The following is a 13,053-nucleotide window of genomic DNA, read 5'->3' as shown; positions in this document are numbered from 1 at the left end:
ATTCGAGAGAACGGCCCATGAGCATCCTGAACAACGCATTGTCCGGCGCGATCGCTTCGCAACTCGCCCTGAACGCCGCCAGCCAGAACATCGCCAACCTGCAGACCAAGGGCTATACCCGCCAGGCCGCGCTGCTGGCATCGGTGGCGCCGTCGGCCGGCTCGCAGGTCGGCAACGGCGTGTCGGTGACGGCCCTGATCCGCTTCTCCGACGGCTACAAGACCCAGCAACTGTGGAGCAGCGCCTCGGAACTGGGCAGCTATGCACAGACCCAGCCCTACCTGACCCAGCTCGAGCAGGTGATGACCGACGACAAATCGAACGTCTCGGACGGCATCGACCAGTTCTTCGCCGCGCTGAACGCCGTTGCCGGCGTCGACCCCACCTCGACCCCGCTGCGCCAGCAGGTGGTCACCGCCGGCAACCTGCTGGCCCAGCGCTTCAACAGCCTGAACAATGTGTTCAACACGCAGGAGCTGTCGATCCGCCAGCAGCGCAGCGCCATCGTCGACGAAGCCAACAGCGCGATCGCCGCGATCGCCTCGCTGAACACCCAGATTTCCGCGGCCAGCGCGGGCGGCACCAACGTGTCCTCGCTGATCGATGCGCGCGACCAGGCGATCGACAGCCTGTCCAGCCTGATGAAGGTGGAAGTCAACGACCAGCCTGACGGCAGCCGCAACGTCTCGCTCGCCAACGGCCAGTCGCTGGTGCTGGGCGGCGTCGGCGGCACGCTGGCGACGGACGGCGGTCTCGACCAGACCTTCAGCGTGACCTTCGCCGGCACCAAGTTCGACCTCGATCCGGCCAGGCTGGGCGGCGAGATGGGCGGCCTGTCGACCTACCTGAACGACACGCTGCTGCCGACCAAGCAGGGCGTCGCGGACCTGGCCAGGCAACTGACGGAAAAGATCAACACCCAGCTGCAGGCCGGCACCACGATGGACGGCAACCCGGGCAAGGCCTTGTTCGTATTCGACCCGAACAGCGTGTCGAACATGGTATCGGTGGCGGCCGGCTTCCAGACCTCGGACCTGGCATTTTCCGCGAGCGCCGCGGCCGGCCCCGGCGATACGGGCAACCTGCAGAAGCTGGTCGCCATCAAGAACGAGTCGATCAGCGTGACCCGCGTGGGCAGCGTGCTGATCGCCGACGCCGACACCCAGCTGGTCGGCAAGCTGGCCGTGGACAGCCAGCAGAACAAGAGCGCGCTGAACACCGCCCAGACCTTGCGTACCCAGGCCGAGAACGACTGGTCCGCGACCAGCGGCGTGAACGAAGACGAGGAAGCGGTCGGCCTGGTCGAATACCAGAAAATGTACCAGGCCAACATGAAGGTGATATCGGTCGCGAACGCGCTGTTCGATGCCACCCTGGCCATGATGGGATAAGGAAGACGACCATGCGCATCGCATCCAGCCAGTACCAGGCATTCATGACCGCCGCGCTCCAGAAGAACCAGGAGCGCATCACCTACGTTACCCAGCAGCTGTCCACGGGCGACCGTATCCAGCTGCCGTCCGACGATCCCGTCGACAGCGTGCGCCTGTCGCGCCTCAAGCGCGAGGAAGCCGCCATCGACCAGTACCGCGCCAACATCGCGGCCCTGCAGCAGCGCATGTCGAAGAACGAAGGCTACCTGACCAATATGGTCAACGACATGGGCGCCGGCCGCGACCTGCTGGTGTGGGCCGCCGACGGTTCCAACACCCCGAACGACCTGAACGCGATGGTGACCTCGCTGTCCTCGCTGCGCGACAGCCTCGTGTACACGGCCAACACGGTCGACCAGGAAGGCCGCTACGTATTCTCCGGCACCGCCACCAACGTCAAGCCGATGGTCTACAACGCCAACGCCGCGCTGGGCCAGCGCTACGGCTACGTCGGCAATACCAATGACCAGAACGTCGTCGTCGGCAACGGCATCACCCAGGTCGCGAACCAAAACGTGGCCGGCCTGGAAAAACTGCTCAACAAGCTGGACGAGACCATCGACGCGCTGTCACAGTCGGGCGTCGACGCCAACGACCCGGACGTGCGCGCGACCGTCGCGGCCACCCTGGGCGCCTTCGACGATGCGCTGAACCTGGTCAGCGGCAAGGTCGCCGTGCTGGGCGGCCAGCAGAACATCCTCAAGACGCTGGACGCCAACCACAACAACGTCAGCCTGTCGAACAAGACCGCGATCAACGACATCGGCTCCGTCGACGTGGCCGTCGCCGCGACCGAGCTGACCGGCTACACGACCGCGCTGCAGGCCTCGTACAAGGCCTACGGCAAGATCGGCAACCTTTCCCTGTTCGACGTACTCTGATGGACACGACGCTTCGACCCACCACGACGGGCAGCGCCCTCGGCACAGTACGCAGCAAGGGCGCCACGGCGCTGGTGCCGGCGCGCGCGCCCGACGCGGCGGCCGGCGCCGCGGAGAGTACGGCTGCCGCCTCTTCCGCCAAGCCCGCTGCCCTGCGCCGCAGCAGCGCGCGCATCGACAGCGGCCTGCAGGACGGCGTCGCGCGCGCCCAGCAGGCCCTCGACTACCTCGAACGCGTCGCCAGCCAGCTCGAGAACCTGAAGGGCGAGCTGACGGCCAAGCTGGCTGGCAGCCGCAACGGCGGCGCCGTCAAGAACCGCCCGCAACTCGACACCCACGTCCGCCAGCTCGCCCGCACGCTCGCGGCGCGCAAGTCCGAAGGCGGCGGCGGCATCGACGGCGACCTGCAGTTCACGGCCCAGCCGTCGACGCAACGCTTCCGCATCCGCGCGCTGGACATCGACACGCTGCAGCAGAATGCGCCCCAGACGATCGCCTTCTCGATCGGCGGCGCCGGCGGCCCGCAATTGTCGGCCACCGTCACCGGCGAGCAGACCAACGAACAGCTGGCGCGCGCGATCGACCGCGCAATGGCGCCGCTGGGCGTACGCGCCGGCCTCGATGGCGACGGCTTCGTGTTCTCGACCGCGGAATCGAACTGGCCCGCAGTCAAGGACAGCATCGCCGTGAGCGGCATCGGCCGTGTCGCGGCCGAGGAAGTGCAACCCAGCCTGGCGCCGCAGCAGTGGAACACGGGCGCAGGCTCGGACGCGCTGCGCCAGAGCCTGCGCGAAGTGGTGCAGGCGCTGGAACGCGTGCACCGCTCGCAGAGCGCCGCCAGCAGCGCCCTGTCGTCGGCCAACGTCGAAGTGACGCAGGCCCAGACGCCGCCGCCGGAAGTCGACCTGGCCGCCGAGGATTTCTCCGCCGCGGCCGCCAGCACCGACTACGAGTCGCTGCTGGCCCTGTCCTCCGCCCTCGTCGGCGTCAGCCGCGAACGCGTGCTGGCGCTGCTCGGCCTTCGCTAAAACCCTCCCCAAAAAACCGTCGCCCCTGCGCAGGCAGGGGCCCAATTTTCACGCGTCACCGCAACGCTGAACTTGGGCCCCTGCCTGCGCAGGGGCGACGTGTTTGGTCGCAGGGGCGGAGTGTTTTTGCTCGCGGGGACGGCACGTTCTGCCATCCCGCCGACTCCCGGACGAAAAAAAACCCGCTGCATGCAGCGGGTTTTTCTTGACTGCCTGAAGGCTTACGCGCCTTCGCGGCTGGCCTTCTTGCGCTCGTGTTCCTTCAGGTAGCGCTTGCGCAGGCGGATCGATTTCGGGGTGATCTCGACCAGTTCGTCGTCCTCGATGAACTCGACCGCGTACTCCAGCGACATCTGGATCGGCGGCACCAGGCGCACGGCTTCGTCGGTACCCGAGGCGCGCACGTTGGTCAGCTGCTTGCCCTTGATCGGGTTGACGACCAGGTCGTTGTCGCGCGAGTGGATACCGATGATCATGCCTTCGTACACCGGGGTGTTGTGCTCGACGAACATGCGGCCGCGGTCCTGCAGCTTCCACAGCGCGTAGGCGACGGCCTGGCCGTCATCCTGCGAGATCAGCACGCCGTTGCGGCGGCCGGCCAGTTCGCCCTTGCCGTTGTCGACCGGCGAGTAGGCGTCGAACACGTGGCTCATCAGGCCGGTGCCGCGGGTCAGGGTCATGAAGTCGCCCTGGAAGCCGATCAGGCCACGGGCCGGGATGCGGTATTCCAGACGCACGCGGCCCTTGCCGTCCGATTCCATGTTCTGCAGGTCGCCACGGCGGCGGCCCAGTTCTTCCATCACGCCGCCCTGGTTGGCTTCCTCGACGTCGACGGTCAGGTTCTCGTACGGCTCGCACTTGACGCCGTCGATTTCCTTGAACACGACGCGCGGACGCGACACCGCGAGCTCGAAGCCTTCGCGGCGCATGTTTTCCAGCAGGATGGTCAGGTGCAGTTCGCCGCGGCCCGACACTTCGAACGTGGTGTCGTCATCCGTCGGCAGCACGCGCAGCGCGACGTTCGACTTCAGTTCGCGGTCCAGGCGGTCGCGCAGCTGGCGGCTGGTGACGAACTTGCCTTCGCGGCCGGCCAGCGGCGAGTTGTTGACCATGAAGTTCATGGTCAGTGTCGGCTCGTCGACGGTCAGCATCGGCAGCGCTTCCGGGGTATCCACGGCAGTCACGGTCACGCCGATGCCGATGTCCTCGATACCGTTGATCAGGACGATGTCGCCGGCGACGGCTTCGTCGACCAGCACGCGCTCCAGGCCCTTGAAGTTCAGCACCTGGTTGATGCGGCCCTTGATCGGGTTCTTGTCGTCCTGGCCGTTCACGACCAGCACGTCCATGCCCGGCTTGACGCGGCCGCGGTTGACGCGGCCGATGCCGATCTTGCCCACGTAGGACGAGTAGTCCAGCGAGGTGATCTGCAGCTGCAGCGGGCCGTCCGGATTGTCGTCGCGCACCGGCACGTATTTCAGGATCGCGTCGAACAGCGGCTTCATGTCGCCGCCGCGCACGCTTTCGTCCAGGCCGGCGTAGCCGTTCAGGCCCGAGGCGTAGACGATCGGGAAGTCGAGCTGCTCGTCGGTCGCGCCCAGCTTGTCGAACAGTTCGAAGGTCTGGTTGATCGCCCAGTCGGCGCGTGCGCCCGGACGGTCGATCTTGTTGACGACGACGATCGGCTTCAGGCCCAGGGCCAGCGCCTTGCGGGTCACGAAGCGCGTCTGCGGCATCGGGCCTTCCTGGGCGTCGACCAGCAGCAGCACCGAGTCGACCATCGACAGCACGCGTTCCACTTCGCCGCCGAAGTCGGCGTGGCCCGGGGTATCGACGATGTTGATGTGGGTGCCTTCGTATTCGACGGCGCAGTTCTTCGACAGGATGGTAATGCCACGTTCTTTTTCGAGATCGTTCGAGTCCATCACGCGGGTGTCGACCGCCTGGTTTTCGCGGAAGGTGCCCGATTGGCGCAGCAGCTGGTCCACCAGGGTGGTCTTGCCGTGGTCAACGTGGGCGATGATTGCGATATTACGAATCGCGCGTTTGGTGTTTGACATGTGTGTTATTTCAACAGGATGTTGCGTGATGGTCGGATGAGCTCAAAGGGCCGATTTTTTCCTAAGCCGGCTAGTATAGCACGACTCGGCCTTCCCGCCGCATCGCGGCAAAAGTAAAAGCCTTGTAAATTCAACGGTTTGGCGCGAACCCAACCGTTTTTCGGCAAGCTCGCGCCAGCATGGGGGCAAAATATGGCAGGAAAATGACACGAGCACCTGCTCGCGTATTCAGGCCGCGCGCAGTGCCCAGGCGGCGCTGCACCACAGGATCAGGCCCGCGCCCAGGAAGCCCAGCGGCGACGCGGGCCCGCCGGATGCAATGAACGGATACAGCAGCGCGAAACCGACCATCGCGGCGCCGGTGGCGAAGTGCGGCCAGTAAGCGAACACATGAGCCAACGGGAGAAAATGCAGGCCGACCACGACGATGACCATCGGGATCACCCAGGCGCCGTAACCGAGATTGGCCATCACGTTGCCCAGTACGAGGATAACGATCCATTGCGCCGCGTTGACGATGTTGAACACGCGTTTGGCGCGCCGGCGTTGCGGCGTATCTTCCTGCCGGGCCAGCGCCGGCGCGTAGCGGCGGTAGCGCCGCCACGCAAAGGCGCACGACAGGATGGCCAGCACGGCGATGCCGACGAACCACGGCACGCCGGCATGCGAGCGCTGGGCCCAGCCCTCCAGCCACAGTCCGCCGAAGCCGAAGAAGAACATGGCCCCGGTGGCGCGGCCCGCCAGCCGGGCGGCGGCGTCGGTGGATGGCAAGGCGTGCATGGCGGTCGCTTTCCTGTCGTTGGTTGTTCAGCAATTCTGGATGAATGCCGACTTGCCGACAACAACAACCGCCGAAGATGTATCTGCCGTGCAACCGCCGTGGCGGGATTACGGCGCGGGCCGCGCGATCAGGCGCTCCGGCGCCAGGATGCCGTACTCCTGCAGCAGTGCCGTGCCCAGCAGCTTGCCGTCGTGGTACACGCGCACCCTGCCCTGCGCCGGCGGCAGCGCGACCGGCTCGCGGCCGAGGGCCAGTCGCTGTCCGTTCAGGAACCGTGCCGCCAGTTCGGGCGTCAGGTCCACCTGCGGGAAGCTCGACAGCAGCGCATCGACGGGCGCCAGCAGCGACAGCGGCGCCTCGTGCGCCTGCAGCTGTTCCAGCGTGACCATGCCGTCGATCGTCAGGTTGCCGACCTGGATGCGGCGCAAGGCGTTGAGGTGCGCGCCGCAGCCGAGGAGCTTGCCGATGTCCTCGCCCAGCACGCGCACATAGGTGCCCTTGCTGCAGGTGACGCGGATCGTCAGCAGCGGCGCCTCGTAGCGCAGCATCTCCAGCGCGTGGATGGTCACGGGACGCGCCTCGCGTTCCAGCACGATGCCTTCGCGCGCGTATTCGTACAAGGCCTTGCCGTCGCGCTTCAGGGCCGAATACATGGGCGGCACCTGCAGGATCGGGCCGCGCAGCTGCGCCAGCGCCGCCTCGATGCGCTCCGGCGTGACGTCGACGGGACGCGTGTCGACGGTCTCGCCTTCGGTGTCGCCCGTCGTCGTGGTCACGCCCAGGTGGACGTCCGCCAGGTAGGTCTTGTCCGCTTCCAGCAGGTCTTGCGAGAACTTGGTCGCTTCGCCGAAGCACAGCGGCAGCAGGCCCGTGGCGAACGGGTCGAGCGTGCCCGTGTGGCCGGCCTTCCTGGCATTGACCACGCGTTTCGCCTTGATCAGCGCATCGTTCGACGACAGGCCGACGGGCTTGTCGAGCAACAGCACCCCGTCGACGAGGTCGCGGGGCTTCTTCGGGGGACGCGCGTTCACTCGGCGCCCTTGCCCTTGCCTTCGCCGTCGTCCGCCTCGTCCACGTAGTCGGCCGCGCGGGTGGCGTTGGCCTGGTCGATCAGGGCCGACATTTCCAGGCCGCGGCGGGTCGAGGTGTCGTGCACGAAGTGCAGCTGCGGCAGCGTGTGGATGTGCAGGCGCTTGCCGAGCAGGACGCGCAGGTAGCCGGACGCCTTGTTCAGGCCTTCGAGGGTCTGCTTGACCTCTTCCGGGCTGTCCTTGAGCAGCGTGAAATAGATCTTCGCGTGGGCGTAGTCGGGGGTCAGGCGCACCTCGCTCAGGGTGACCATGCCGACGCGCGGGTCCTTGAGTTCGAACGCGATCAGTTCCGACAGGTCCTTCTGGATCTGGTCGGCGACGCGCAGGCCGCGCTGGGGGATGCTTTTACTGTGTTTTGCCATGTTCTTGTGGTTTCGGCACCGCGTGCGGGCGCCCTCAAAAAATTCGGGGCCAGTCGCCCCGCGCCCTGCGGCGCGGGTCCACTGACCCCGAATGGTACTCCTATCGGTAATGACGGGTACTTACAGCGTACGCGCCACTTCCTGGACTTCGAACACTTCCAGGGTGTCGCCAACCTGGATGTCGTTGTAGTTCTTCAGCGACAGGCCGCACTCCAGGCCGGCGCGCACTTCCTTCGCATCGTCCTTGAAACGCTTGAGCGAGTCGATCTCGCCGGTCCAGACGACGATGTTGTTGCGCAGCAGGCGTACCGACGAGGTGCGCTTGACGACGCCGTCCACCACCAGGCAGCCCGCGATCGCGCCGACCTTCGAAACCAGGATGACCTGGCGAATCTCGACCTGGCCGGTGACGTGCTCGCGCTTCTCCGGCGCCAGCATGCCCGACATGGCGGTCTTGATCTCGTCGATCGCATCGTAAATGATGCTGTAGTAACGGATGTCGACGCCGTTGGCTTCCGCCAGCTTGCGCGCCTGTGCATCGGCACGGGCGTTGAAGCCGATGATGACCGCCTTCGAGGCGACCGCCAGGTTGACGTCCGACTCGCTGATGCCGCCCACGGCCGCGTGCACGATCTGCACGCGCACTTCCGAGGTCGACAGCTTCTGCAGCGAACCGACCAGCGCTTCCTGCGAACCCTGCACGTCCGTCTTGATGATGAGGGGCAGGTTCTTGACCTCGCCCTCGGCCATCTGGTCGAACATGTTTTCCAGCTTCGCCGCCTGCTGCTTGGCCAGCTTCACGTCACGGAACTTGCCTTGACGGAACAGTGCGATCTCGCGCGCCTTGCGCTCGTCCGCCATGACCATCGCTTCCTCGCCTGCGCTCGGCACTTCCGTCAGGCCCTGGATCTCGACCGGGATCGACGGACCGGCTTCGGTCACCGACTTGCCGTTCTCGTCCAGCATCGCACGGACGCGGCCGAACGAGGAACCCGCCAGCACGACGTCGCCACGCTTCAGGGTACCGGACTGCACCAGGATCGTCGCGACCGGGCCGCGGCCCTTGTCCAGACGGGCTTCGACCACGAGGCCGCGCGCCGGCGACTCGACCGGTGCCTTCAGTTCCAGCACTTCGGCCTGCAGCAGCACCTGTTCCAGCAGGTCGTCGATGCCCTGGCCGGTCTTGGCCGACACCGGGACGAACGGCGAATCGCCGCCGTACTCTTCCGGCACCACGCCTTCGGCGACCAGTTCCTGCGTCACGCGGTCGGTGTTGGCGCCCTGCTTGTCGATCTTGTTGATCGCCACGACCAGGGGCACGCCGGCCGCTTTCGCGTGGGCGATCGCTTCCTTCGTCTGCGGCATCACGCCGTCGTCGGCCGCCACCACCAGGATGACGATGTCGGTCGCCTTGGCGCCGCGGGCACGCATTGCCGTGAAGGCTTCGTGACCCGGGGTATCCAGGAAGGTGACCATGCCGCGCGGGGTATCCACGTGGTAGGCACCGATGTGCTGGGTAATGCCGCCGGCTTCGCCAGCCGCCACCTTCGCACGGCGGATGTAGTCCAGCAGCGAGGTCTTGCCGTGGTCGACGTGGCCCATGACGGTCACGACCGGAGCACGCGGCTTCGACTCGAACTCGGCATGTTCGCCATTGTCGGCCAGGATCGCTTCCGGATCGTCCTCGGCGGCAGCGAAGGCCTTGTGGCCCATCTCTTCCACCACGATCATCGCGGTTTCCTGGTCCAGCACCTGGTTGATGGTGCACATCTGGCCCAGCTTCATCAGCTGCTTGATGACTTCCGATGCCTTCACGGACATCTTGTGCGCCAGTTCCGCCACGGTGATGGTCTCGGGGACGTGGACGTCCTTGACGATCGCCTCGGTCGGCGCCTGGAAGTTCGATTCGCGGTCATCGTGGCCGCCACGACGGCCGCCACGGCCACCGCCCGCACGCCAGCCGTCACGGCCGCCGCTCGGGGCCGCGCCGCGGCCCTTCAGGCCACCGCCCGGCGCACCGCGCTTCTTGTCGTCCGACCAGGTCGAGGCCACGTTGGCCGACTTGATCGACTTCTTGTCGCCCGGCTTCGGACGCGCGCCGTTGCTGGTCGACTCGCCCGGCTTGGCTTCGCCCGGTTTCTTGTCGGCCGGCTTGTGCAGCGTGGTCGTCTCGGCCGCCTTCGGCTTGGCCGGCGCCGGTTCCGGCGCCTTGATCACGCGGCGCGGCTGCGCCATCATGGCCTTGATCTGGGCCACTTCGTCGGCCACGGCCTTGCGCGCGCGCTCGGTGGCGGCGGCACGTTCGGCGGCTTCCTTGGCGGCTTCGTCGGCCTTGCGCTTGGCTTCCTCGTCGGCGGCCTTCTTGGCTGCCTCGGCGGCGGCGCGCTTGGCGTCGTCGGCTGCGCCGGCGCCCGCCGATGCTTCCTGGGCGGCCGCCTTCTTCGCTTCCTCGGCGGCTGCCGCTTCGCGCTTGGCGCGTTCTTCGGCGTCGCGCTTGGCCTGCTCTTCGGCGGCCTTGGCTTGCGCGGCTTTCTCGGACTCGAGCTTGGCCAGGCGTTCCTGCTTTTCGCGCAGTTCCGCTTCCTGGCGCGCGATCAGTTCCGACTGGCGGCGCGCCTCTTCTTCGCGACGCGCCTGTTCGGCGGCGTCGATCACCGGCGCTGCCTGGGCAGCGGCGGCGGCCTTCGGCGTGACGAGGTCGTCACGCTGGACGAAGGTGCGCTTCTTGCGCACTTCGACCTGGATCGTGCGCGACTTGCCGCTGGCGTCAGCCTGCTTGATCTCGGAGGTTTCCTTGCGGGTCACCGTGATCTTCTTCTTCTCGCCTGCATCGGCGGTGCCGTGGGTACGGCGAAGATGGTTCAGCAGCTTATCCTTATCATCCTTGGACAAGGGATCTGACGTCGAACTTTTCTCGACGCCAGCAGAACGCAGCTGCGTCAGCAGCAAGTCTGCAGGCATCTTCAGTTCGGTGGCAAATTGGGCTACGTTGTTACTCGCCATTCAGTCCTCTTTTCTATGTGTCGCGAGATGATAAAGAAATTTTCCTGCTTAATAAAGCACGAAAGACCGGGGCGTTCGCTCCGGTCTTTGCACTTCATTTATGCCTTGGCCGTTTCTACCTGGCTCCAGGCTTTCGCCTGCAGGGCCTTGGCGCGGTCGTCGTATTTAGCGTCGACCAATTTCATCTCATCATCGGTCACATCATTAAATGCATTTGTGATCAGGTCGCGGGCACGCTCGCTCGGCAAGGCCAGGATGGCGCCGAACTCGTCGTAGGCCAGGCCCGCGAATTGTTCCAGGGTCTTGATACCGGCCAGGCCCAGCTTGCCGGCGGTGGTGCGGTCCATCCCTTCCAGGTTGGCCAGCGCCTCTTCCATACCCTCGAGGCCTTCCTCGGAAGCGATCGCTTCGGTCACCAGCGCATCGCGTGCACGGGTACGCAGCTCGTTGACGGTGTCTTCGTCGAACGATTCGATCTCCAGCATTTCCGAGATCGGTACGTAGGCAACTTCTTCAAGGCTCGAGAAACCCTCTTCGACCAGGATATTGGCCACTTCCTCGTCCACATCCAGCTTTTCCATGAACAGCGCGCGCACGGCGGCCGTTTCCTGTTCAGCCTTGTTGGCCGATTCCTCGGCCGTCATGATGTTGATCTTCCAGCCGGTCAGGTCGGACGCCAGGCGCACGTTCTGGCCCGAGCGGCCGATCGCGATCGCCAGGTTTTCCTCGTCGACCACGACGTCCATCGCATGCTTCTCTTCGTCGACCATGATCGACGACACGTTGGCCGGGGCCAGCGCGCCGATCACGAACTGGGCCGGATCTTCCGACCACAGGACGATGTCCACGCGCTCGCCGCCCAGCTCGCCGGTCACGGCCTGCACGCGCGAACCGCGCATGCCGACGCAGGTGCCGATCGGGTCGATGCGCTTGTCCGCCGTGAACACGGCGATCTTGGCGCGCACGCCCGGGTCGCGGGCGGCCGACTTGATCTGCAGCAGGCCCTGCTCGATCTCCGGAACTTCGAGTTCGAACAGCTTCATGATGAAGTCCGGCGCGGTGCGCGACAGGATCACCTGCGGGCCGCGCATATTGCGGTCCACTCGCAGGATGAAGGCACGCACGCGGTCGCCGATGCGCAGGTTTTCCTTCGGGATCATCTGGTCCCGCGGCAGGCGCGCCTCGATCTTGCCCGATTCGACGATCGCATCGCCGCGCTCCATGCGCTTGATGGTGCCCGTCACCAGCGCGTCGCCGCGCTCCAGGAAGTCCTGCAGGATCTGCTCGCGCTCGGCATCGCGCACGCGCTGCAGCACGACCTGCTTGGTGTCCTGGGCGAAACGGCGGCCGAACTCGACCGACTCGATCGGTTCTTCGATGTACTCGTCGACTTCGATGTCGGCGATCTGTTCCTTGGCTTCGAAGTGCAGGATTTCCTGGTCCGGCAGCTGCAGGCCCGCTTCGTCAGGCACCACGTGCCAACGGCGGAAGGTTTCGAATTCGCCGCTGTCGCGGTCGATGCTCACGCGGATATCGACATCGCCCTCGTAGCGCTTTTTCGTGGCTTGTGCCAGCGCGAACTCGAGAGCGCCAAAGACGACCTCCTTGTCGACGTTTTTTTCGCGCGCGAGCGCATCAACCAGTAACAAAATTTCGCGACTCATGCTTTGCGACTCCTAAAATCCACCTTCGGCACCAGGCGTGCCTTGTCCAGTTCGGCCAGCGTAAATTCCAACAACGCCGCGCCATCCTTGCTTTCAAATTCCAACCCGATCTTGTCGCCCTGCGGCGCATGCAGGATGCCCGTGTAGGTCTTGCGGTTCGCGGTGCCGGGCATCGCGACGCGCAGCTTGACCGTGCACTCGTGGCCGGCAAAGCGTTCGAAGTCGGCCAGGGTACGCACCGGACGGTCCAGTCCGGGCGACGACACTTCCAGGCGCTCGTAGTCCACGTTTTCGACCGTGAACAGGTGCGACAGCTGGTGGCTCACCGTGGCGCAATCCTCGACCGAGATCGGTCCCTTTTCGTCCGCCACCGCTGCCGGGAAGTCGATAAAGACGCGCAGGATGCCTCGTTCGGCCCGTTCGATATCGACGAGTTCGTAGCCCAGTCCAGCGACTGTCGTGGCAATCAAATCGAACAACTGCACAGCTTCTCTCCACCGGTCCGGTGCCGGACCCTCAAAACGATTCAACAAAAAAAAAATGGGCAACTGCCCATCTTCTTGTTCCCAACCAGAGGCAGCTCACCAAACAACGCTGGGAACAACGACTCGGGTTAGACGTCAATTATAACCCGAACCAGGAATGGCCGCAATTGCCATTCCCTCAAAAATGAACACCCATGCAACAGTTTACACCGTCGGCGAAGCGGGCGCCGGGACTGGCGTGCACTGCGCGATCAGCCCCATATGC

10 protein-coding genes are annotated in these 13,053 nt (G+C 65.4%); 3 read left to right on the top strand and 7 right to left on the bottom strand.

Annotation, left to right across the window (positions count from 1 at the left end; translation table 11 throughout):
• Positions 1–17: 17 nt before the first annotated feature.
• The 3 genes from flgK to ACI1V7_RS10920 are packed head-to-tail and all read left to right on the top strand — an operon-like array spanning position 18 to position 3,342.
• Complete coding sequence (flgK, locus tag ACI1V7_RS10930) at positions 18–1,391, top strand: flagellar hook-associated protein FlgK (protein WP_404531787.1); 1,374 nt, start codon at positions 18–20, stop codon at positions 1,389–1,391.
• Positions 1,392–1,402: 11 nt separating this feature from the next.
• Positions 1,403–2,314, top strand: coding sequence for a flagellar hook-associated protein FlgL (flgL, locus tag ACI1V7_RS10925; protein WP_404531786.1), 912 nt, complete (start codon positions 1,403–1,405; stop codon positions 2,312–2,314).
• The gene (locus ACI1V7_RS10920) at positions 2,314–3,342 is read left to right on the top strand and encodes a hypothetical protein (protein ID WP_404531785.1); all 1,029 of its coding nucleotides are present in this window, start codon (positions 2,314–2,316) and stop codon (positions 3,340–3,342) included. Before flgL ends, ACI1V7_RS10920 begins: the two co-directional genes overlap by 1 nt.
• 221 nt (positions 3,343–3,563) lie before the next feature.
• Here the strand turns inward: ACI1V7_RS10920 and typA are convergent, their stop codons facing one another.
• From typA to rimP, 7 genes are all read right to left on the bottom strand, one after another.
• Positions 3,564–5,402, bottom strand: a complete 1,839-nt coding sequence (gene typA, locus ACI1V7_RS10915; protein WP_404531784.1) for a translational GTPase TypA — start codon at positions 5,400–5,402, stop codon at positions 3,564–3,566.
• Between the two features lie 228 nt (positions 5,403–5,630).
• Positions 5,631–6,182 carry a hypothetical protein gene (locus ACI1V7_RS10910; protein WP_404531783.1) on the bottom strand — a complete coding sequence of 184 codons (552 nt, stop codon included), beginning with the start codon at positions 6,180–6,182 and terminating at the stop codon, positions 5,631–5,633.
• Positions 6,183–6,290: 108 nt separating this feature from the next.
• Positions 6,291–7,214 (bottom strand): tRNA pseudouridine(55) synthase TruB, encoded by a 924-nt coding sequence (gene truB / locus ACI1V7_RS10905; RefSeq protein WP_404531782.1) that lies wholly within the window; start codon positions 7,212–7,214, stop codon positions 6,291–6,293.
• Positions 7,211–7,636, bottom strand: a complete 426-nt coding sequence (gene rbfA, locus ACI1V7_RS10900) for a 30S ribosome-binding factor RbfA (protein ID WP_404531781.1) — start codon at positions 7,634–7,636, stop codon at positions 7,211–7,213. Before rbfA ends, truB begins: the two co-directional genes overlap by 4 nt.
• Before the next feature lie 120 nt (positions 7,637–7,756).
• Positions 7,757–10,639 carry a translation initiation factor IF-2 gene (gene infB / locus ACI1V7_RS10895; protein WP_404531780.1) on the bottom strand — a complete coding sequence of 961 codons (2,883 nt, stop codon included), beginning with the start codon at positions 10,637–10,639 and terminating at the stop codon, positions 7,757–7,759.
• Positions 10,640–10,737: 98 nt separating this feature from the next.
• A complete protein-coding gene (gene nusA, locus ACI1V7_RS10890) occupies positions 10,738–12,303 on the bottom strand; it encodes a transcription termination factor NusA (protein ID WP_404531779.1) in 1,566 nt (521 codons plus the stop codon).
• Positions 12,300–12,788 (bottom strand): ribosome maturation factor RimP, encoded by a 489-nt coding sequence (gene rimP / locus ACI1V7_RS10885; RefSeq protein ID WP_290412219.1) that lies wholly within the window; start codon positions 12,786–12,788, stop codon positions 12,300–12,302. The genes nusA and rimP overlap by 4 nt, the downstream gene beginning before the upstream one ends.
• Positions 12,789–13,053: the final 265 nt, after the last annotated feature.

The organism is Massilia paldalensis (assembly GCF_044901715.1).
Lineage (GTDB): Bacteria > Pseudomonadota > Gammaproteobacteria > Burkholderiales > Burkholderiaceae_D > Telluria > Telluria paldalensis.
Note: the sequence above shows the minus strand (reverse complement) of the source record. Positions and strands in the feature narration are given on the sequence as shown.

Bases quoted from the DNA above. Each gene is read 5' to 3' on its own strand.
- flgK (WP_404531787.1), top strand. From the start codon at position 18: ATGAGCATCCTGAACAACGCATTGTCCGGCGCGATCGCTTCGCAACTC.
- flgL (WP_404531786.1), top strand. From the start codon at position 1,403: ATGCGCATCGCATCCAGCCAGTACCAGGCATTCATGACCGCCGCGCTC.
- ACI1V7_RS10920 (WP_404531785.1), top strand. From the start codon at position 2,314: ATGGACACGACGCTTCGACCCACCACGACGGGCAGCGCCCTCGGCACA.
- typA (WP_404531784.1), bottom strand. From the start codon at position 5,402: ATGTCAAACACCAAACGCGCGATTCGTAATATCGCAATCATCGCCCAC.
- ACI1V7_RS10910 (WP_404531783.1), bottom strand. From the start codon at position 6,182: ATGCACGCCTTGCCATCCACCGACGCCGCCGCCCGGCTGGCGGGCCGC.
- rbfA (WP_404531781.1), bottom strand. From the start codon at position 7,636: ATGGCAAAACACAGTAAAAGCATCCCCCAGCGCGGCCTGCGCGTCGCC.
- infB (WP_404531780.1), bottom strand. From the start codon at position 10,639: ATGGCGAGTAACAACGTAGCCCAATTTGCCACCGAACTGAAGATGCCT.
- nusA (WP_404531779.1), bottom strand. From the start codon at position 12,303: ATGAGTCGCGAAATTTTGTTACTGGTTGATGCGCTCGCGCGCGAAAAA.